This window comes from Nocardia sichangensis, from assembly GCF_047200615.1.
In the GTDB taxonomy this organism is placed as follows: Bacteria; Actinomycetota; Actinomycetes; order Mycobacteriales; family Mycobacteriaceae; genus Nocardia; species Nocardia sichangensis.
Map to the genome: position 1 here is coordinate 20,688 of NZ_JBJZOK010000031.1, position 18,342 is coordinate 39,029.

The window sequence follows — 18,342 nt, forward strand, 5'->3', positions numbered from 1 at the left end:
CTCCCCTCGATGTCGGAACGGAGTCGAGGCGTTGCCGAGCGACCAAATGATCTTCTTGTTGTTGGATCTCGTACTGATCGTGGCCGCGGCGCGTGTGCTGGGTTGGCTGGCCGAGCGATTGGGCCAGCCTCCGGTGATCGGCGAGATCGTGGCAGGCGTACTCGCGGGCCCGACGTTGCTCGGGGCGCACTTGTCCGAGACCGTCTTCCCGCACGATATTCGCTCGTATCTCACGGCATTCGCGAACGTCGGCGTGATGATCTTCATGTTCTCGGCGGGCCTCGAGATGGATCTGCGGTCCGTCGCGGGACGGCGACGATCGGTCACCGCGGTCGCGCTGTCGGCCTACCTCACACCGTTCGCGCTCGGCTCCGCCGTCGCGGTGTGGGCGCTGGCCCGGCACGACGGCGGCAACCGGCTGAACTTCGCGCTCTTCATCGGCTGCGCCTTGGCCGTCACGGCGTTTCCGGTGCTGGCCCGCATCCTGCACGACCGCAAGCTGCTCGGCACCCGGCTGGGCCAGACGGCAATGACCTGCGCGGCATTGGACGACGTCCTCGCCTGGTGCGTCCTGGCGGTGGTCATCGGCATCGCCCGGCCCGGCCTCGGTCACCACTGGCGGTTGCTGTTGTTCGTTCCGCTGGTCGTGGTGTTGTGGTGGGCGGTGCGCCCCGCCCTGGACCGCATCGCGGGCGCCGGATCCGAGAAGAACCCGTCCAACATGGTCTTCGTCGGCGTCTCCGGCGCCCTTCTGCTGGGAGCGACCACCGAATGGATCGGGTTGCACCTGATCTTCGGCGCGTTCCTGTTCGGGGTCGTCTTCCCCCGGCGGCTGCGCGCGGCCGTCGACAGCGGCGCGCAACTGCTGAGCAGCATCTTCCTGCCCGCGTTCTTCGTGGTGGCCGGCCTCCAGGTCGACCTGGGCGGACTGGATCGCACCAGTATCGCCGAGTTCGCGGCGATCATGTTCGCCGCGCTCGCGGGGAAACTCGGCGGTACCTACTCGGCGGCTCGGTTCGGCCGGACCGGCCGGACGGAATCCGCCGCGCTGGCCGCGCTCATGAACACCCGGGGGTTGACGGAACTGGTGATCCTGAATGTCGGGCTCACGATCGGCGTCATCGACCAGCGGCTGTACTCACTGCTGGTCATGATGGCGTTGATCACCACGGCGATGACGGCGCCGTTGCTGAAACTCTTCGGTGTCCCGCACACCCTGCGCGACGACGGCGCACCCCAGGGCACGGGGAAAACCGAGCGACGCGCGGAATCCGCTGTTCAGACGGAGGCCGCGGCCTCGTGAACCAACCGCACGCGGCTCCCGATCCCGCCGGCGCGCCTGCGGTCGACGACCGCCACGTCCCAGCGGCTTTCGTCGACGTCGACGAAACGTTGGTCCGTGATGTCACCTTCCTGTCCTTGTTCGCCTTCGACGCGCGACGCCGTGCTCGAGGCGAGGAAGCCGACGCCGTGCTCGAAAAGTTCCGCGCGCTGCGCGCGGCGGGGATGAGCCGCGGCGAATCCCATCGGTGGTTCTATCGGCACTGGGCCGGCCGCGAAGTCGCCGAGGTGTCGCGCACCGGCCGTGACTGGTTCGCGTCCCGTGCCGCGGATTCGGCGTTCTTCAATGTCGCGGTGCGGCGCCGGTTGGACGAGTTGCGCCGCGCCGGGACTCGCATCGTCCTGGTGTCCGGCTCGTTCGTCCCCGCACTCCACCCGATCGCCGAAGCCGTCGGCGCCACGTCGGTCTTGTGCACGACGCTGGAGACCGCGGGCGGCAGATACACCGGTGCGGTGCCCGCGACGATGGTCGGCGCCGACAAGTCCGCGGCGCTGCTGCGTTACGCCGAGCGAACGGCCGTGGACCTGTCGTCCTGCACGGCGTTCGGCGATCACCACTCCGATATCGCGATGTTCGACCTGGTCGGCCACCCGGTCGTCGTCGGCGACACCGACCGGCGGCTGCACGGCTATCCCGCGGAACGGCTGCCCGGCTAGCTTCCCTGCTGCCTTCCGTTGCTGATCGTGAACATGTGCCGATACTGCCCCGGGCTGACACCGAGATGGCGCTTGAACAGAGCCCTGGTGTTCGCCGGGTTCCCGAGGCCGACGCGGTAGCCGATCTGGTCGATCGGGAGTTCGGTCGTCTCGAGCAGTTCCCGTGCCTGGTTCAGGCGCGCGCTGGTGATCCAAACGTGCGTGGAGGTTCCGGTCTCTTGCCGGAATCGCCGTATGAAGCTGCGGCGTGAGAGATTCGAACGCTTGGCGAGATCCTCGAGCGAGTGCCTGCGGTCGAGGTTCGCCAGAATCCACGCCCGTGTCTCGGCGAGCGCGCCGGAGGAGGTCTGCTTGGCGAACTGCCGGGTGTACTGGGCTTGGCCGCCCTCGCGCACCGGGGGCGCCACCAGATCGCGAGCCCGTTCGTTGGCGGCCGCAGCGCCGATGTCTTTGCGCACCACGTGCAGGCAGAGATCGATACCGCTGGTCACTCCGGCGGAGGTCAGCACATCGCCGTCGTCCACGAACAGCCGATCCGCGTGCACCTCGACGTCGGGGTATTCGCTCTGGAGCAACGGAGCGGCCCGCCAATGCGTCGTGGCGGGCCGGTGCGACAGCAACCCCGCGGCGGCCAGCGCGAAAGCCCCGGTACAGATCGACAGCATTCGCGCGCCGCGGCCGTGGGCCGCGCGAAGCGCTCGCAGCACCGGTTCCGGCGGCGGCGTCGCGAAGGACGCGTACCCGGGCACCACCACCGTCTCCGCGTCACGCAGCGCCTCCAGCCCGGCCACCGTCACACACGACAGCCCCGGAACCGAGGTCGCCGCCGTCCGCGAGACCGCGCACACCTCGAGCCGGTAGTTCGGGTCGGATCCGAACACGTCGATCGGGATCGCGGCGTCCAGAAGCACTACTTCGTCGGGAATGACCACCGTGACCCGACGCTCTCCCCCATCCGGTTGCATGGCCCGATCGTAGCGGTGAACGGCACTCGGGCTACTACCCCGGTCTTCCGGCGCGCACATAGCCTCGCTCGAGTATGCGAGCCGACAAGCCGAAAGAAGGGGTTTGATGTCCGATTTGACGGACTTCTCGACCAGCAACGGAGGGTTCCGGAGCGTCGTCGTGACCGCTGTCGAGATGTCGACCGCCGTCGGCACCGGCACCGATGCGACATGGAAGGGACTGCTCGCCGGAGAGACCGGAATCGCCAAGGTGCAGGACCCCGACTTCGAGCGTTTCCAGGTGCCCGTCGACATCGGCGGCCAGTTCAAGCTCGATCCGACCGAAGAGCTCAGCCGCGTCCAGAAGCGCCGCATGTCCTATGTCCAGCAGGTCGCCTATGTCATGGGCAAACGGATCTGGGACACCGCGGGCCGCCCGGAGGTCGATCCCGATCGACTCGGCGTCTGCATCGGCACCGGTCTCGGTGGCGCCGACACGATCATCGAGTCCAACGACCTGATGCGGGAATCGGGCTACCGCAAGGTGTCCCCTTTCGCGGTGCCCATGGCCATGCCGAACGGCGCCGCCGCGGTGGTCGGGCTGGAGCTCGGTGCGCGAGCCAGCGTGATCACACCCGTCTCGGCGTGCGCTTCGGGATGCGAGGCGCTGGTCCACGCGTGGCGCTCGATCATCCTGGGGGAAGCCGACATGATCGTGGCGGGCGGTGTGGAAGGCCGCATCAACCCGCTGGCGGTGGCCGGATTCGCGATGATGCGGGCATTGAGCACCCGGATCGACGAGCCCGAGCGCGCGTCGCGCCCGTTCGACCGTGACCGCGACGGTTTCGTCTTCGGCGAAGCCGCCGCGTTGTTCGTGCTGGAGTCCGAAGATCACGCGCGGGCGCGAGGCGCGAAGCCCCTGGCTCGCCTGATGGGGGCGGGCCTGACCGCGGACGGCTACCACATGGTGCTCCCGCATCCGGAGGGCGCCGGAAACATTCGCGCGATGCGCCGCGCGCTGGAAACGGCAGGCGTGAGCGGTAAAGACATCGACCACGTCAACGCCCATGCGACGGCCACCTCGTTCGGCGACCTGGCGGAGGCCAAGGGGATCCGGGCGGCCGTGGGCGACCACCCCTCGGTCTACGCCCCCAAATCCGCGCTGGGGCACTCCGTAGGCGCGGTGGGCGCGGTCGAAGCCGCCTTGACCGTGCTCAGCGTGCGCGACGGTGTGGTGCCACCCACCTTGAACCTCGACAACCAGGATCCCGAGATCGATCTCGATATCGTGCACGGCAGCGCGCGCACCCAGAACATCGAGTACGCGCTGAACAACTCGTACGGATTCGGCGGCCACAACGCGGCCGTGGTGTTCGGCCGCTGCTGACCGCGGCGACGCCCGGTGCGCCCGCCACTCATGCGTGGCGAGTTCGCCTGCCGGAATCCTCGCCGCCGGTTCGACCGGCCCCGCGGCGCGTGCGTTTTCCACGGGCGATCTCCGTCGCGAGCGCGTCGAGCGGTTGAGCGAAATGGCGCATCGGGTCCGCCAGCCCGGTCAGCCAAGCCCGCGCGGCCTCGATACCGGCGGGGTCGAGGGCGTACAGCCGTCGTGTGCCCTCGGCGCGGACGTGTACCAGCCCGGCGTCGCGGAGCACCTTGAGGTGCTGGGAGACGCCGGGCTGGGAGATCCGCGTGCGCTGCTGCACGGCGGCGACCAGCGCGCCCGCGGGCTGCTCTTCGGCCGCCACCATTTCGAGAAGAAACCGGCGGACGGGGTCGCCGAGCGCCTCGAAGATCTTCGCCGGCGATCGATCCATCAGGACTCGGCGCCGTCCTCCGGGACGACCGTATAGAAGTAGATCGTCCGCCGCGCCGCCGAGTTCGCGGCGTCTGGATCGTCACCGTCACTTACGGCCGCCTCCGCCCAGCCGAGAGCCGCCGTCCGGACGAACGTCAGGCCCTCGGGTGTGGTCGGGAAGGCCAGCCCCTCGGCCGGGTCCACCGGATCTCCGCTCGACAAGTGCAGCCCGAGACCCATGAGGGCGAGATCCCAGCCGACGCCCACCGCGCCCGGCCCGTATTGCGCCCAGAACTCGGGGGCGACCGGCGCCTCGTGCAGCAACTCCAGTTCGGTGCCGTCCGCGGTCGGCGTGAGAACGACGGTGAGCCAGGAGATCTGCGGTCCCATCTCCCAGGTCACGGCGAACCGCTCCGGCGCGTCGCACTGTTCGACGACGCCGTTGGCGTTGCCTTCGAGCTGATAGCGCCCGCCGACCCGCAGATCACCGCTGATCGGCAGGAACCAGCGCGGAATCCGCTCGGCATCGGTGAGCGCGTCCCAGAGATCCGCTCGATCGGTCGGGTAGTTCCGACGGGCGACAGCTATTCGGGTGGGTACGCCGTCGCGGGATCCGGTGCGGACCTCACGGGTCACGAGCCCGGCGATGGCGGCGGGATCGGTGAGCAACGCCATGACAACCTCCTTGATAAGTTTTGACTTATATTAGCGGCGCGCGGCGTGACCGCAAGACCGGTGCGGCGCCACCCCGAGGGACCGGACGCGCGCCGCCCCGATCAGTCGCCTGGAGACAACCCCGCGATCGCGCGCAGCGCGGAGATCATTCCCGCGACCGGGATGCCGGGATCGATCGACCGGAACAGACCCAGCCCCACGCCGAGGGCCAGCACGGCGACGGCGGCTTCGGCCCGGGGCATCGGGGTGTCGAGATCGTCCGTCGCGCGCAAGGCAGCGCCGACCATGCCCACGATGTTGTCGAGCCGGGTCGCCAGCTCGGCGCGCAGGTGCTCGTCGCGCCGAGCGTGCACGCTGAACTCCAGTTCGAGACGCGTCCAGTCGGGCTCGCCGACCACCCGTTCGGCCCATTCCGTCATCCGGAGCAGTCGCTGCGCGGCCGTCGGCGCGGCGATGATCTCGGCGACCTCCGCCGCCCGCTCAGCGTGAATTTCGTCGAGCACCGCCAGACACAACTCGTCTTTGGTGCGGAAGTTCGAATACACCGCCCCTTTGGTGAAACCGGCGGCTTTCGCGACCTTGTCCAGAGTCGTGGCCTGAAAACCGTCCTCCAGAAAAAGCCGCTCGGCGGTCGCGATCAAAACAGCGCGCGTCCGCGCCTGGCTCTGCGCCCGGGTCGGCCGGGAACGCCCCGCCCCCGCGAGCCGCCGACACTCATCGCTATTCCCGGACAATTTCGACCCCTTACAGATACTCTCAGTATCCGATTCTAGATGCCAGGGGTATCCCAATCGCAGGAAGGATCGCATCGTGAGGAGCCGAATACTCAGATTGGCCACAGCTTTGACGGGAACCCTCCTCGTGGTCGGGGGTGGGGCCGTCGCCGCCCCACACGCATGGACGGAACCTGCGGCGGAAACCGTCGCCGGCGACGATTTCTACATCCCGCCTGCGGCACCGGCGGGCGCACCGGGCTCCATCATCCGCACCGAAGGGTCGCGGCTGGCGATCTCGGTCCCCGGCGTCCCAGGGCAGGTCCCCGCGACGTCGACGCGCATCATGTACACCAGCAGCGATACCCACGGTGCCCGCACAGCGGTGACGGGAACCTATCTGGAACCGTCCCAGCCGTGGACCGGTCCGGGCGAACGACCGCTGATCTCCTACGCGGTCGGCACCAAGGGGCAAGGCGATCAGTGCGCGCCGTCGAAATTGCTGGCGCAATTCGTCCAATACCAGCCCCCGTTCGACGTAATCGTCGAATACGACGTACTGGCGATCTACACGCTGCTGGCCCGCGGTATGTCGGTGATGGTGACCGACTACCACGGTCTGGGCACACCGGATGTGCACGACTACCTCAACCGCAAATCTCAGGCCTACGCGGTCCTCGACGCCGCGCGCGCGGCGCTGCAATTGCCGGGCACCAGCCTGAATCCCGGATCGCCGGTCATTCTGTACGGATACTCCCAGGGCGGCATGGCCTCCGCGGGCGCGGCCGAACTGCAGCCGAGCTACGCCCCCGATCTGAACGTGCGGGGCGCCTACGTCGGCGGGCCGGTGGTAGATGACGAGTACTTCATCGCCTTCAACGACGGACGAGCCCCGCTCGGACCCGCCTTCGCGTGGATCCTCAACGGCATCGCCGCCAATTACCCCGAGACCCGGCCGGTGCTCGACGCCGAACTCAACGACACCGGTAAGGCGATCATGCGCGAGTCGATGGACAAGTGCGCCGTGCCGCTGGGACTGGCCCAGCAGTTCCCGAATACCTCACAGTGGACCACCAGCGGGCAACCACTGACGGCGGTGATCGATCAGTCGCCGGTGTTGAAGGCGGCGTTCAACGACCAGCGGGTCGGCACGATGACCCCGGGAGTGCCCGTCCTCATCGCCTCGAACCAGGCCGACGAGGGCGCGCCGTACGTGCCCGTGCGCGAACTGGCCGCCGGATGGTGCGGCGGTGGCGCACCCGTCCAGCTGAATGCGAATGCCGAACTACCCAGCGTCATCACCGGGTTGCGGGTTACCCACGTACTGGCGTTCTTCCCGTCGCTGGGGGCCTCGCAGGACTGGATGACCGAACGGCTCGCGGGCCAGCCCGCGCCGACCAACTGCGGAGCGCTGCCCTGATTTGCGAAAGCACGACCAACTCGGATACCGTCAGTATCTGAATCGGAGATTCGGTGCGCCGCGCCGCGCACAGAAGTTCTGCTCGTAGTGCCGCGAACTTCGTGCACCATGGTCGGCCGCGGTTCGGTTTTCACGACCGAGCCGCGGCCGACTGCCTGCCCGGAGGAGCACAGGCGGCCGTGCGGCAGGCGGAGCCGCACCCCACGGTCTCCCGATGCCTCGGAGCCGGTGCATTGATTTGCAGAAAATTTGCTGTTGATCTTCGCTAGCTGGGTCGAAATCGGGACGGAAAGGTGCGGATGTCGGAGTTGGCTCACCCCCGCCGACCTGAGCCACTCAGGTGTGCGCAACGGTGACACTCGGACATCTGGCACGAATCGACCCGCGTCGGATCCGGCAACTTCGACCGTCCGAAGGCCGGCTGTCGAACCTCGGCTGTCGAAATCCGCAGCGCTTCCAGACAGTCGACGTCACAGCGGCGAACAAGCACACCGTTGCCGATCCCGTCCACGCCACGCCGAACCGAACAGGCGACACACGCGAGACGGGTCCCGAAGACCTCCCCACCGATCGGGTGTCGGACCGTGTGCGCATAATGAGGATTGCCCGCTCAGGCAGCGCTTTCCACGGTTCACCACCACCTGGCGAACTTCCAGTTATCCTGGATTGGCGCGCATGGTTCAGGTGTTGTCCGCAGTCGGAACTGTCGGTTGAGTGTCGTCCTCACGGATCGGCGAGATGACTATGACGATCTTCGAGCACACGCGAGCCCGCGACCCCAAGCGGTACCTCTGGATTCTCGGCTTGATCGCCCCGGGTTGCGCACTGCTGCCTTCCACGTTGGTGGCACACACCGGACTGGAACTGTTCTGGTGGATCGGCCCGATCATCGTGCTGGTGGTGATCCCGTTGCTGGACTGGTTCATCGGCGACGACGGAAGCAACCCGCGCGACGAAGACTACGAAGCGCTGTCCAACGATCGTTATTACCGGTGGTGCACCTTTCTGTTCCTGCCGATGCAATTCATCGGCCTGCTCATCGCCGGCTATATGTGGGCCAGCCATGAGCTGAGCCTCGCCGACAAGCTCGGCTTGGCGGTCACTCTCGGCTTCGTCTCGGGCATCGGTATCAACGCCGCCCACGAACTCGGCCACCGCGCCGAACATCTCGAACGGTGGCTGGCCAAGATCGCGCTCGCGCAGTCCGGGTACGGACATTTCTTCGTCGAGCACAACCGCGGCCACCACGTCCGCGTCGCCACACCCGAGGACCCGGCCAGCGCCCGCTTCGGCGAATCGCTGTGGCAGTTCCTGCCGCGCACCATGATGGGCGGGTTCCGGTCGGCACTGGCGCTGGAACGCACGCGCCTGGCCCGTAACGGCAAACGTTGGTTCAGTCCCGGTAACCATTTGTTGCAGGCCTGGGCGATGAGCGCGGTGCTGTTCGGCGGCCTGATCATGACCTTCGGCCCCGTTGTCACGCCGTACCTCGCCATTCAGGCGCTCATCGGCGCGGGCCTGCTGGAAACCGTCAACTACGTCGAACACTACGGACTGCTGCGTACCCGCCGACCCGACGGGCGTTACGCTCGCTGCTCGCCGCGCGACAGCTGGAACAGCGACCGCCTGGTCACCAACATCTTCCTGTTCCACCTCCAGCGCCACAGCGACCACCACGCCAACCCCGGCCGCCGCTATCAGACCCTGCGCAGCTGCGACGTGGCGCCGCAACTGCCCGCCGGCTACGCCACCATGGTCGTGCTCGCCGCGATCCCCCCGTTGTGGCGTGCGGTCATGGACCCCCGCGTCCTCGCCCACTACAACGGCGACATGACGCTCATCAACCTCAAGCTCCGCAGACGCAGGCTACCGCTGCCCATCCGGTACCCGCGCGATGACGTGCGATGGGCCGCGGACCCCGGCACGCACGGCATGAGCCCGTCGACCGGCGACGACGACCTGTTCCCCACGGAGGCGAATCGCTGATGCGGCCGCCGCCCGGCAGGCGAGGGTACGGATTCAGTGCGGCGGGCGCCGAGCGTCGGGTTTGAGACAGGTGAACTGCATGACGTCGGTATGCCCGCGGCGGAAGTACTCGGCGGAACCGGTCAGATACCGCATATAGGCGTTATAGGTGTCCCGCCCGGCGAGCTCGATAGCCCGGTCCCGGTTTTCGTGGAGGGCGTCGGCCCAGCAGTCCAGTGTCGTGGTGTAGTGCGGTCCCAGTGCCTGGATGTCGGCGACGGTGAATCCGGCGTCCTCGGCGTATTCGGTGACCCCTTTGGGATGATGACCGGTCGGCAGCGGAAGCTCGCCGCCGGGGAAGATGGTCTCGCGCAGAAATCGCAAGAACGCGAAGTCGTCGCTGGTGATCTGGGTACCGTGTGCCCGCAGATGTTCGCGGCTGTAGCTGACCACGGTCTGCAACAGCAGCACCCCGTCGGAGGGCATGATCCGGTAGGCGAAATCGAAGAACTCTCCGTAGCGGTCCACCGGCAGGTGTTCCAGCGCTCCGATGCAGACGATCCGGTCGGCGCGCCGGTCGAAGTCCTCCCAGCCCTGCACGCGCACCCCACCGTACGGACGGCCCCGGATCAGCCGGTCGACGAGCATGTCCCGCACGTATCGGTACTGGTTACGGCTGCGGGTCAGCCCGATCGTGTTCACCCCGTAGGTGTCCATGGCGCGCAGCATGGTGGAGCCCCAGCCACAACCGACGTCCAGCAGGGCCATTCCCGGCTGCAGATCGCACTTGGCCAAGGCCAGGTCGATCTTCGCCGTCTGGGCTTTTTCCAGGGTGTCGTCAGGGTGGGACCAGAAAGCACAGCTGTAGGTGCGGGTCGGGTCGAGGAAGAGCCCGAAGAACTCGTCCGGCAACTCCTCGCGGGAGAGCACCTCGTGGTAAAGGGGGGCGTGAACACTCATGATGGCGGATCTTTCGCACGAACCGGCACTGCTGTTCAGCGGAAGCCGCCGGGCGGCTTCCTGCCGGGTACGGACCACGATGTGAACGCACCGACCACGCGCTGCCGACGGGGACGACCACGCTGTTTCCCGTGGCCGGCCTCGGCCGACACATCTTCACGCTACCTCGCTCCACGAGAGCACGTCCTAGAACGGTCCATCTCGGCAAACTCGAGGCCAATCGCGACTCGCCCGACTCCCTGAGGCCGGATCGGGCGGCAAGGCAGCGCGCGGGCCTCGGACCGGCAGCCCGATGCGGATGCCGGTGCGTCCGGGCCGCTGCCACCCCGGCCGCAGCTGGGAACATGCCGCGCGAGGTTGTCAGGCCTGCTCGTACTGCGCGCGGGTGTCGTGCTGTTCCACTCGCGACATCGGAAAGATGCCCAGTTGCCGTGCGAGTTCGGTGACCAATGACGCGCCGTGCCCGGCCGCGGCGGCGCCGAAGACGAATCGGTCGGGGCGCAGCACGAGGACGCCGCCGGGGCGCAGTCCGGCCTTGCCGAACCAGCGGGTCAGAGTGCCGGTGTGGTCTTCGATGTCGGTGACGTCGTCGCGGCCGTCGCCCGGTTTGCCCTGCGGGCGTCCACCGAGCGGATACACGGTGACGAAGGCGGCGTCGAGACCACGCAGGAATGCCAATTGCTCCGGCCCGAAGGCCCGGCGCGGATCGGTGCCGTAGCCCAGGACCGCGAATCCGATGCCCAACGCCTCGTCCAAGCGCCGGTGACGTCCGTTGTAGTCGCGGATGTCCGGTTGCGGGGCAAGGGTTCCCTCGATACCACGCAGCACGCGCCGGGGCAGACCGAGATAGGCGCCGCGACGGAAGCGCGGCCGCGGTTTCATTTTCGCGCCGCGGATCCAGCCGCCGAGCCCCGGCACCCGCAGCGCGGTGGTGAGCCCGATGTCCCTGGCCGCCGCGAGCAGCTTGTTGTCGAGCGAGACGATCTGCTTGTTCAATACCGACAGATCGATCATCGCCTTCGCGTGCGGCCTCCGCTCGGACTCGTAGCTGTCCAGGATGTCCAGCGCCGCACCGTGTTCGATGATCGCGGTCAGCTTCCAGGACAGGTTGTCCGCATCGCGCACTCCGGAATTCATGCCTTGACCGATGAACTGCGGGGTCATGTGCGCGGCGTCGCCCGCGACGAGGATCCGCCCGTCGCGCCAGCGATCGGCGACAACCGCGTTGAAGGTGTAGACGAGTTTGCGCAGCACCTCCACTTCGTCCGGGTCGACGAAGCGTGCGATGTAGCGGCGTACGGTCTCCGGGTCCTCCATCTCCTCGTTGGTCTGGGATTCCGACAGCATGAACTCGAACCGGTGATGCCGGTCCGGCTGCGGGCAGGACACGATCGGCAGTTCCGGGTCGCACACGAAGTTGAAATACGGCAGATGCCGGAACGCATCGACACCCTCACGGGCTCTCAGATCGACGACCAGCCACCGTTCCGGAAAACTGGTGCCGGACATCTCGATACCGAGCTTGGTGCGCACCACGCTCCGGCCGCCGTCGCAGCCGACCAGGAACTTCGCCCGCACCCGTTCGGCCGTGCGCGGATCGGTGTCCGCCGGACGCTTGCCGTAGCCCGTACCCCGGCATTCGGCGTGCTCGACGTGCACGCCGTCGGCATCCTGGTCGAAGTCGACCGCCTCGCGACCGCGCCGCACCGTGACGTGCGGATAGCGGTCGAGTGCCCGTTCGAGCGTGTTCTCCAGATACGGCTGGTACAGGAAGTTGACCACGGGCCAGCCCAGCGGCCGGTCGGTCTGATGGAACTGCGCCAGCACCGAGCCGTCCCCGCGCACCCACTGCACGGTCGAATCGACGTTCATGTCCGCCGCCAATTCGTCCGCGGCCCCGGCGGTCTGGAAGACCCGCATGCCTTCGTCATCGGTGTACACCGCGCGGGCCATCCCGTAGTACTCCGGCTCCCGTTCCAGCACCAGCACTCGCACCCCTCGCCGTCCCAGCAGGTTGGCCAGGGTCAAACCGGTCGGGCCGAGGCCGACCACCACCACATCGACATCGAAGTCGTTCATCGCGGCAGTCCTCCCGTCAGTTCGGCGACAGTGGGTTCCGGAGTCCTGATGGTCCGCAGGGCTTGCCGGAACTGGGCGAACTTGTCCAGCACCGTCTCCCCCACCGTGGTGTGGCCCCAGATGCTGATGCCCTGATAGGTGCTCGGTTCCCAGGTCGATTCCAGTTCCGGGCCGATCACCACCGGATTCCAGCCGACCTCCAGCTCGAAACCGGACGGCGTCACGCAATAGAACGACAATTCGCGATCGTTGGTGTGCTGGCCGACCGACCACGCCATCCGGAAACCCAGATCGGTGACCCGGCCGAACGCGGCCAGCATGTCCTCCAGGCTCGCGGACTGGATATTGATGTGCTGCACCCGAGTTCGCAGCGGATCGATCTTCATCCCGCGCAGGTTCGCGATCGCGATCGAATGGTGACGCTCGTTCACTCGCAAGAACCGGATCTTCATCGTCAAGCCGGAGATGTTCTCGTCGATGTAGTCCGTCAACCGCGCGTCGAACACCGTGTCGTAGTAGCCGCGCATCGACTCCGGTTCACGGGAGACGATCGCCACGTGGCCCATCCCCGCCTCGCCGGTGACCCAGCCGGAACTGAGCATCCGCAAGGGTTCCGGACTGGTCACCGGCGTTGTGAAGATTTCGGTGGCGACGCCCTTGGGGCCGGGGAAGCGCCACAGGCGCTGCACGCCGCGCGCGGCCGCCTGCTCGGCGGTGCCTTCCTCGATCGGCACGCCGCGGTCGCTCACCCGGGCAAGGATGCGGTCGAAGGTCTCGTGGTCGTCCACCTGCCAGCCCAGCGCGGTGACGTCCTCTGCCGTGCCGTGCCGGATGAGGAAGCGGCAGGCGTGGTCGTCCAGACGGAAGCGCAACACGTCGGTGTCCAGTTCGTCGACGTGCATCCCGATGGCCAATCCGCCGAACCGACGCCAGTCGGCCAGTCGCCGCGAATGCACGACGACATAGCCCAGATGCACCGCGCCGAACACCGACCCACCGGTTGCCCGGCCCGTGCGCTCGCTCATCACGCCGCTCCCAGGAACGCGACGGCCAGCGCGTTGAACAGCTCCGCGCGCTCCCACTGCACCCAGTGGCCGGTCTCCGCCGCCAGGTAAAGATCGCAGTTGGGCATCCGCTCGGCGAGCATGCGCCCACCGCCGGGCCGGTTCACCTTGTCCTCGGCGCCCCAGATCACCAGCGTCGGATTGCGCACGCCCGGCAACCGGGCGTCGCGGGTGAAGTCCATCCGCCACAGCGTTCGCAATGCCGACGGTCCCGAGGGACGCCGCAAGGGCGGATCGGCGAGCACGTCGGGATCGAGACTGGCCCGATAACGGTCGTCGATGATCTCCTCGGTGACACCGCCGGCATCGTGAACCAGATACTCGCGGATGAACTCGGCCAGCTTGGCCCGGCTCGGGCCGTCACCGCCGTAATAGGACAGCAGCGACTGCAAGCCTTTGGTCGGCAACGCGCGCGTGGTGCCCACCCCACCGGGGCCCATGAGGATCAGTTTCCGCACCTTCTCGGGTCGGTCCATGGCCAACCGCAACGCCGCCGCTCCCCCGTAGGAGTTGCCGATCAGGTGTGCCGAGTCGATATCGAGGGCGTCGAGCAACCCACCGACCGCCGCGGCCAAGTCGCCGAACGGATCGGACTGGTCGATGCGCTTGGTCGAGCGCCCGTAGCCGGGCATGTCCGGAACGATCACTCGGAAACGCCGGGCCAGCGCCTCGATGTTGCGGGAGTAGTTCGACCTGCCGCTGGCTCCAGGTCCGCCCCCGTGCAAGAGCACCACGGCGGCGCCCGCGCCGGCTTCGCTGTAGAAGATGTCTCGATTGCCGACCCGGATCATCCGCCCGGTCTCGGCGGCACTGCCGGTTGTCATCACTACCTCCCAGATCGTCTATCTGATGTAATCATCAGTTATGTAGAAATAGTCTGTCAAGCAAAAATGATGAAATCATCAGAATTGCTTGCGCAACGCCCCGGGAGTGCGCCAGAGTGAGGGTCCGGACCTCTTCGAGCCCGGTGCGCCCGGAGAAAGGACTGCTGGAACCCCATGAATCGCATCGACGTGCATCAGCACGTGATCCCGCCGGACTATGCCCAAGCGCTGCGGGCGCACGGTGTGACCGCCCCGGGCGGGCGTGCACTGCCCGAGTGGAGTCCCGAGGCGGCGCGTGCGTCGATGGCGCGGGCCGGGATCGCCTCGGCGGTGCTGTCGGTGTCGACGCCCGGCACCACCTTCCTGGCCGAGCCGGCACAGGCGGCCGCACTCGCCCGTTCGGTCAACGACTACACCGCCGCGCTGGCACAGGCCGAACCCGGCCGGTTCGGGTTCTTCGCCACCCTCGCCATGCCCGACGTCACCGCTGCCGCCGACGAGGCTCGACGCGCCCTCGACGACCTGCGCGCCGACGGCGTCGTGCTGCTCGGCAACGCGGCGGGGACCTATCTCGGCGAGGACGGGCAGGACGACCTCTTCCGGGTGCTGGACCGGCGATCAGCTGTCGCGTTCGTCCACCCGGCGGACCTGCCCGCGCCCGCCGTGCCGGGCGTCGCGCCATTCGCCGCGGATTTCCTGCTCGACACCACCCGCGCGGCGTACCTGCTCGTACGCAATGGCATTCGGCGGCGGTATCCCAACATCCGCTTCGTCCTCGCCCACGCAGGCGGGTTCGTCCCCTACGCCGCACACCGCATGGCACTGGCCATCTTCAACGACACCGGGCGCAGCCCGCTGGACATCCTGGACGACTTCGCCGGGTTCTATTTCGATACCGCGTTGTCGGCGAGCGCGGCGGCACTGCCGTCCCTGCTCGCGTTCGCCGAACCCGGGCACGTGCTCTACGGCAGCGACTGGCCCTTCGCGCCCGAACCCGCGGTCCACTATTTCAACGCCGGGCTCGACACTTTTCCCGGATGTGACGACAGCACGCGACGAAACATTCAGCGCGACAATGCCATCGCGCTCTTCCCCCGCTTCGGTGCGACCGCACCGGCGCCGGAGCCACCGCTGCTCGCCAGGGCACGGACGAGCCTTCGGCGCAAACTCTTTCGCAGCGTGGCGCGGGCGATCGCCCGGCGCTGAACCCGGCCTTCGGCGCCGGCCGTCGCACCGATCCTTCGGTGTCGGATCATAGGCGCGTGCCGCTCCGGGCGTCGGGTGTCAACCGCGAAGTCGTTCGAACTCCGTCGCACAGTGGGCGGAGAAGACCGTCACCGCGTCGCCGTTGTCGTGGACGAGTTCCCGTAGCCGCTGCTGATTCTCGATGCGGGACTGTCGCCGAGTGTCCACGTACCACTGGAAGATTCGCGCGCCCAACGGCATCGACGGCTTCGCACGCATCTGCCCGTGATAGGTGTATGCGTCACCGGCGTGCAACAGCCAGCCGTTTCCGGTGTCGACCGCGACGCCGACATGACCGCGCGTGTGTCCGGCCAGCGGAACCATGAGGATTTCCGGCGGCAGCCCCCGCAGTTCACGCACCGCCTGGAACCCGAACCAGCGCTCCGCGTCGCTGTCGGTTTCGTCGTACACCGACCACTCGGGTCCGTGCTCGAATTGCACCGGCCGATACCGCAACTTCTCGCGCCTGCCGAAGGGGCCCGCGACGGCATCGAGTTCCGCCCGGTGCACATGCACGGTGGCCTGCGGGAAATCGGCGAGGCCACCGGCGTGATCGAGATCGAGGTGCGTGACGATGACGTCGCGGACATCGTCGCGGGAGAAGCCCAGCGCCTCGATCTGCCGTGCGATCGGCTGGTCCAGAACCGGATTCGATTGCCGGATGAGTTGACGCCCCACCCAGGCATCCGGCCGCGACAGCGCCTGCTCGCCGTAACCCGTGTCGACCAGGACCAATCCAGCGGAGTGCTCGATCAACAAACAGTGGCAAGCTCCGGCAGCCGTACGCCGAAACCCCGGCCGGCCGTCGAACAAACGGCCTCCGAAGGGACGAGTTCCCCCGGCATCCAGATGATGGACACGCACCAGTCCGCTCCTATCCGCGCCGTCCGACCAGCCACGCTACATGCTGACGCTTCCGGACGCGACAAATACCGGCGGAGCTCGTGATACCAAGTGCGCGAACGCATTCGACCCGGGAGACCACGCGGCGGGAGCACGAGAGCACTCCCGCCGCGGACCTCGTCAGGCGATCTTCAAGGTGCCTCCGTCGATGACGTAGTCCGCACCGACGATATTCGCGGCTTTCGGTGACGCGAGGAAGGCGACGAGAGCGGCGACCTCCTCCGGCTCGCTGATCCGGCCGGAGGCGATGCCGAACTGCTCGGGCACGGCCGCGAGCAGTTCCTCCTGCGAAAGCCCCTGGGCAGCAGCGAACTTGGCGCCGACGCCGTCGGGTCCACGCCACAGCGGCGTGCCGACCACGCCGGGAGAGACGGTGTTGACCCGCACTCCGCGCGGCCCGAACTCCTCGCTGAGCCGCTTGGTGAGCGCGGTCAACGCGGCCTTGGCCTCGCTGTAACCGACCGGGCCCGCGGCGGGCAGATGCTTGTTGATCGATGAGATGGTGACGATCGAGCCGCGCCGTTCCAGCAGGCTGGGCAGGGCCGCACGGGTGACCCAGATCGCGCTGAACAGATTCAGGTCGAACAGCTCGCGCCACTGCGCGTCATCGACCTCGAGGAATCCGCCCAACTCCAGGCGCGCGGCGTTCACCGCGCCGACGTTGTTGATCACGATATCGACGCCGCCCAGTTCTTCGAGGGCGGCATCGATCAACCGAGTCGCGCCCTCGGAAGTGGAGAGGTCGACGGGAACGGCCGCGACACTGGCCTTTTCGAGCTCGGGGGTGATGGTGCGCGCGGCGCCGACCACCCGGACACCTTCGGCGGTCAACGCCTCCGCCACCGCAAGGCCGATGCCGCGACTGGCGCCGGTGACGACGGCGGTCTTGCCGGACAGTTCGAGATCCATGAGGGAACCTTTCTTTCTTGAACTACAGGTCAACAATGTGGGCAGCAAGCGGGCCGACGGTCGGGCATCGGAATTCAGAGGCTGGTCAAAGCGGTATCGATGACGCGATGCAACGTGGACGCATCGTAGGTCTTGGCCATCACTCGCAGGCCGACGATGGTGTTCATCAAGAATTCGGCCGCCGCCCGAGGGTCGGCCCCGGCGCGCACGTCACCGTCGCGCCGCCCCTGATCGATGCGAGCCTCCAACGCTCCGATCACACGGTCCTGCATGGCGCGGACCGCGCGGGTGATCTCCGGGTCGTGTCCGCCCAGTTCCATGGCGGTGTTCACCGCCAAGCAGCCGCGCCGAACCGGCTGGGCCAGGTCGGAATCCACCAGACCGCACAGGAACGTGGCCAGACAGTCGCGAGTGGAACCCGGGCGGGACAGGATCTCGGCGGCCAACTCGGCACCGAGCCGGTCGTAGCGATCCAAAGCCTGGTCGAACAACGCGCGTTTGCTACCGAAAGCGTGGTAGAGACTCCCCTTGCCGACCCCGGTGGCCTCGGCCAGCTGCGCGGGCGAGGTGTTGGCGTACCCATGGGTCCAGAACGCCTCCATGGCCCGCTCCACCACCGTGTCCGGATCGAAGTTGCGCGGCCTGCCCATGATTTGAACCGTAATAGTTTTCGACCGGCAGGTCAAGAAAGCGTGTGATTCGGCGCCTCTCCGGCCCGCCTGCCGGGCATCGGCCATGAGATCGGGGCGATCCTAAAGCTTCCGATCGATTCGTCGCGGCTCGATACTTCCGGCATGCATGCGACGACCACCGGCGGCCGGATCAGGCCGCACGGTGGTGCGGGA

17 protein-coding genes are annotated in these 18,342 nt (G+C 67.5%); 6 read left to right on the top strand and 11 right to left on the bottom strand.

The features are described from left to right. Positions 1-31: 31 nt before the first annotated feature. Positions 32-1,303, top strand: coding sequence for a cation:proton antiporter (locus ACL03I_RS31770; protein WP_355076621.1), 1,272 nt, complete (start codon positions 32-34; stop codon positions 1,301-1,303). Next, entirely contained in the window at positions 1,300-1,998 is a 699-nt protein-coding gene (locus ACL03I_RS31775) for an HAD family hydrolase (RefSeq protein ID WP_412807672.1), read from the top strand. Before ACL03I_RS31770 ends, ACL03I_RS31775 begins: the two co-directional genes overlap by 4 nt. On the opposite strand, the gene ACL03I_RS31780 is transcribed toward ACL03I_RS31775, so the two are convergent. Further along, positions 1,995-2,963: a GlxA family transcriptional regulator gene (locus ACL03I_RS31780; RefSeq protein ID WP_412807673.1), complete on the bottom strand. Its 969-nt coding sequence runs from the start codon at positions 2,961-2,963 to the stop codon at positions 1,995-1,997. The two genes, ACL03I_RS31775 and ACL03I_RS31780, sit on opposite strands and share 4 nt — an antisense overlap. Positions 2,964-3,069: 106 nt before the next feature. Between ACL03I_RS31780 and ACL03I_RS31785 the strand changes: the two genes are divergently transcribed. Further along, complete coding sequence (locus ACL03I_RS31785) at positions 3,070-4,329, top strand: KasA/KasB family beta-ketoacyl-ACP synthase (RefSeq protein WP_355076626.1); 1,260 nt, start codon at positions 3,070-3,072, stop codon at positions 4,327-4,329. Positions 4,330-4,357: 28 nt separating this feature from the next. Here the strand turns inward: ACL03I_RS31785 and ACL03I_RS31790 are convergent, their stop codons facing one another. From ACL03I_RS31790 to ACL03I_RS31800, 3 genes are all read right to left on the bottom strand, one after another. After that, entirely contained in the window at positions 4,358-4,759 is a 402-nt protein-coding gene (locus ACL03I_RS31790; protein WP_412807674.1) for an ArsR/SmtB family transcription factor, read from the bottom strand. Next, a complete protein-coding gene (locus ACL03I_RS31795) occupies positions 4,759-5,415 on the bottom strand; it encodes an SRPBCC family protein (protein ID WP_412807675.1) in 657 nt (218 codons plus the stop codon). Before ACL03I_RS31795 ends, ACL03I_RS31790 begins: the two co-directional genes overlap by 1 nt. Positions 5,416-5,516: 101 nt before the next feature. Beyond that, positions 5,517-6,056 carry a TetR/AcrR family transcriptional regulator gene (locus tag ACL03I_RS31800; protein ID WP_412807676.1) on the bottom strand — a complete coding sequence of 180 codons (540 nt, stop codon included), beginning with the start codon at positions 6,054-6,056 and terminating at the stop codon, positions 5,517-5,519. A gap of 169 nt (positions 6,057-6,225) precedes the next feature. Here ACL03I_RS31800 and ACL03I_RS31805 point away from each other — a divergent pair, with 169 nt between their 5' ends. Beyond that, a complete protein-coding gene (locus tag ACL03I_RS31805) occupies positions 6,226-7,548 on the top strand; it encodes a lipase family protein (protein ID WP_412807677.1) in 1,323 nt (440 codons plus the stop codon). Positions 7,549-8,286: 738 nt separating this feature from the next. Beyond that, complete coding sequence (locus tag ACL03I_RS31810; protein WP_412807678.1) at positions 8,287-9,534, top strand: alkane 1-monooxygenase; 1,248 nt, start codon at positions 8,287-8,289, stop codon at positions 9,532-9,534. 33 nt (positions 9,535-9,567) lie between these two features. Here the strand turns inward: ACL03I_RS31810 and ACL03I_RS31815 are convergent, their stop codons facing one another. From ACL03I_RS31815 to ACL03I_RS31830, 4 genes are all read right to left on the bottom strand, one after another. Continuing rightward, the gene (locus ACL03I_RS31815; RefSeq protein WP_355076637.1) at positions 9,568-10,473 is read right to left on the bottom strand and encodes a class I SAM-dependent methyltransferase; all 906 of its coding nucleotides are present in this window, start codon (positions 10,471-10,473) and stop codon (positions 9,568-9,570) included. Between the two features lie 360 nt (positions 10,474-10,833). Then, positions 10,834-12,552, bottom strand: a complete 1,719-nt coding sequence (gene mhpA / locus ACL03I_RS31820) for a bifunctional 3-(3-hydroxy-phenyl)propionate/3-hydroxycinnamic acid hydroxylase MhpA (RefSeq protein ID WP_412807679.1) — start codon at positions 12,550-12,552, stop codon at positions 10,834-10,836. Beyond that, positions 12,549-13,577 carry a VOC family protein gene (locus ACL03I_RS31825; RefSeq protein ID WP_412807680.1) on the bottom strand — a complete coding sequence of 343 codons (1,029 nt, stop codon included), beginning with the start codon at positions 13,575-13,577 and terminating at the stop codon, positions 12,549-12,551. Before ACL03I_RS31825 ends, mhpA begins: the two co-directional genes overlap by 4 nt. Continuing rightward, complete coding sequence (locus ACL03I_RS31830; protein WP_355076643.1) at positions 13,577-14,440, bottom strand: alpha/beta hydrolase; 864 nt, start codon at positions 14,438-14,440, stop codon at positions 13,577-13,579. Before ACL03I_RS31830 ends, ACL03I_RS31825 begins: the two co-directional genes overlap by 1 nt. A gap of 174 nt (positions 14,441-14,614) precedes the next feature. On the opposite strand from ACL03I_RS31830, the gene ACL03I_RS31835 reads away from it, so the two are divergent. Continuing rightward, positions 14,615-15,646 (top strand): amidohydrolase family protein, encoded by a 1,032-nt coding sequence (locus ACL03I_RS31835; RefSeq protein WP_355076645.1) that lies wholly within the window; start codon positions 14,615-14,617, stop codon positions 15,644-15,646. Positions 15,647-15,724: 78 nt separating this feature from the next. Here ACL03I_RS31835 and ACL03I_RS31840 read toward each other — a convergent pair whose 3' ends face one another. From ACL03I_RS31840 to ACL03I_RS31850, 3 genes are all read right to left on the bottom strand, one after another. Further along, positions 15,725-16,549, bottom strand: coding sequence for an MBL fold metallo-hydrolase (locus ACL03I_RS31840; protein WP_355076647.1), 825 nt, complete (start codon positions 16,547-16,549; stop codon positions 15,725-15,727). 159 nt (positions 16,550-16,708) lie between these two features. Further along, complete coding sequence (locus ACL03I_RS31845) at positions 16,709-17,497, bottom strand: oxidoreductase (protein ID WP_412807681.1); 789 nt, start codon at positions 17,495-17,497, stop codon at positions 16,709-16,711. Between the two features lie 74 nt (positions 17,498-17,571). Further along, on the bottom strand, positions 17,572-18,147 hold the full coding sequence (locus ACL03I_RS31850; RefSeq protein ID WP_412807682.1) for a TetR/AcrR family transcriptional regulator: 576 nt from the start codon (positions 18,145-18,147) through the stop codon (positions 17,572-17,574). Positions 18,148-18,342 lie beyond the last annotated feature (195 nt).

Coding starts and splice junctions, on each gene's coding strand:
- ACL03I_RS31780 (WP_412807673.1), bottom strand. CDS start 2,963: ATGCAACCGGATGGGGGAGAGCGTCGGGTCACGGTGGTCATTCCCGAC.
- ACL03I_RS31785 (WP_355076626.1), top strand. CDS start 3,070: ATGTCCGATTTGACGGACTTCTCGACCAGCAACGGAGGGTTCCGGAGC.
- ACL03I_RS31790 (WP_412807674.1), bottom strand. CDS start 4,759: ATGGATCGATCGCCGGCGAAGATCTTCGAGGCGCTCGGCGACCCCGTC.
- ACL03I_RS31795 (WP_412807675.1), bottom strand. CDS start 5,415: ATGGCGTTGCTCACCGATCCCGCCGCCATCGCCGGGCTCGTGACCCGT.
- ACL03I_RS31810 (WP_412807678.1), top strand. CDS start 8,287: ATGACTATGACGATCTTCGAGCACACGCGAGCCCGCGACCCCAAGCGG.
- ACL03I_RS31815 (WP_355076637.1), bottom strand. CDS start 10,473: ATGAGTGTTCACGCCCCCCTTTACCACGAGGTGCTCTCCCGCGAGGAG.
- mhpA (WP_412807679.1), bottom strand. CDS start 12,552: ATGAACGACTTCGATGTCGATGTGGTGGTGGTCGGCCTCGGCCCGACC.
- ACL03I_RS31825 (WP_412807680.1), bottom strand. CDS start 13,577: ATGAGCGAGCGCACGGGCCGGGCAACCGGTGGGTCGGTGTTCGGCGCG.
- ACL03I_RS31830 (WP_355076643.1), bottom strand. CDS start 14,440: ATGACAACCGGCAGTGCCGCCGAGACCGGGCGGATGATCCGGGTCGGC.
- ACL03I_RS31835 (WP_355076645.1), top strand. CDS start 14,615: ATGAATCGCATCGACGTGCATCAGCACGTGATCCCGCCGGACTATGCC.
- ACL03I_RS31845 (WP_412807681.1), bottom strand. CDS start 17,497: ATGGATCTCGAACTGTCCGGCAAGACCGCCGTCGTCACCGGCGCCAGT.
- ACL03I_RS31850 (WP_412807682.1), bottom strand. CDS start 18,147: ATGGGCAGGCCGCGCAACTTCGATCCGGACACGGTGGTGGAGCGGGCC.